1 protein-coding gene and 1 pseudogene are annotated in these 1600 nt (G+C 32.5%); one reads left to right on the top strand and one right to left on the bottom strand.

The window, feature by feature from the left end:
* Positions 1–813 (bottom strand): annotated as a pseudogene (locus tag DM84_RS05870) (hypothetical protein); the annotation flags it as partial.
* Between the two features lie 188 nt (positions 814–1001).
* On the opposite strand from DM84_RS05870, the gene DM84_RS05865 reads away from it, so the two are divergent.
* Positions 1002–1600: hypothetical protein (locus DM84_RS05865; protein ID WP_250779056.1), on the top strand; the 599-nt coding region annotated here is incomplete at its 3' end.

Below are 1600 nucleotides of genomic sequence, written 5' to 3'. Positions count from 1 at the left end.
AAAATAAAGGCTGACAATACTATTTGCTATTTTTAAACCGTGTTTAATATTTTTAGTGGATAAATGTACTTGATTAGCATTAGAAGAAAAATCAAAAATGATCCAATCAGGCTTATAACCATGTATTACTTTATTTAAACTTATCACAAAATCTTTATCTTTACTAGCACGTCGTATAAATAAGTAAATACTATTTTGGTAGTAAAAGAGTTCTTGAAACTGACTTTCAAAACTATCATTTTCTGAGAGATCATGCTGTTTTAATATTTCCTGTATTGTACTTTCTGATAAAAAATTCTTAAATGAAGTGGACTTTTGTCTTGGAGGATTTTTTAATACGAAAGGTAAAAACCCTGTTTTCTGTACTTGATTAAAGCAGAAAATTTGTTTTAGTAAGTTATGATTAGTTATAAAGAGAGTGAACAACAAGGACTTTTTGTCATATTTGTTATTTTGTAGCAGAAATGACTTCAGAAGATCTTGGCCTAATACAGACTGTGCTACTTCAGCTATAGTTGTTTCTGATTTTGCACGACTAAAACGATTGACTAAATAATAATCAAACAGAGATTCAGAAATTTTAATAAGCATCTTGCGTTTTTGCTGAGTTGAAATATCATCGCATTTTTCGTGGTCTTTAAATAATTGCCTATTTTGCTTATTCTGAAAATAATGGTTAAAGATCACACTTAATTGTCTACCAGAAAGAGAATCAAGCCAACTTTCACGTAAACTTGGATTTTGAAAGTCCTTAAGCAAAAAGGATACTGGCATTTCTAAACTACTTTCCCAAAATTCTCTATTAGTTATCATATATCTAAAAGTAAGTATATTATGTCTAAAGTAGATTAAAGATTAGTCAATAAAAACTTATTATGAAAAAAAGAATTGCAAAAAAAAGTGAACACATTTCTGAAAAAAGTTGAACTTATATATATAAGGGGGCTTGAGTTAACAATTGGTATTTGAAGCAATTGCTTTGCTATGAAATAAGGTAATTAATGTCAATACTCACAGAGTCAGGAAGAGCAGCAATAGCCGCAAGTATAAAAGAGCAATCTCTACATCTTGCTTGGGGAGGTGGTGATACAAATTGGGAAAGTAGCCATCAGGTCGAAAAAGTTTTTGTTGAGGGTGAAATAGCTCTAGATCACCACACTATTAAAGATGTAAGGGTTTTTACAGGGCAAACAGTGTATCAGCCAAGTATAGATTATATAGTTGATAGCAGTAGTGGTGTAATAAAACGTACGGAAAATAGCTCTATCAGGGCAAATAGTGCAGTTACTGTAGAATATAGTGAAAGCACACCACCAGAGCTGATAACTTCTGAAAAACTGCTCAATGAGCTTGGCAGACGTACTGCAGATGAGGTTCTCTTTTGCACAGGTGATGAGAATGGAGAGCTTTTGACTCCAACAGGGAGGTTTAGGTCCTCAAATGTACCAACCAATAATTTGTACCTTAAATTTACTTTCGATTTCACGGATGCAGCAAATCAAGTTATACGGGAATTAGGGGTTATGGTTGGTACTAAAATAAAAGAAGGATTACCTGAAGGACAGATATATTTCGAGTCAAAAGACGTGGAAAATCCTGG

The sequence above is a fragment of the Wolbachia pipientis genome (assembly GCF_023661085.1).
Taxonomy (GTDB): Bacteria; Pseudomonadota; Alphaproteobacteria; order Rickettsiales; family Anaplasmataceae; genus Wolbachia.
Note: the sequence above shows the minus strand (reverse complement) of the source record. Positions and strands in the feature narration are given on the sequence as shown.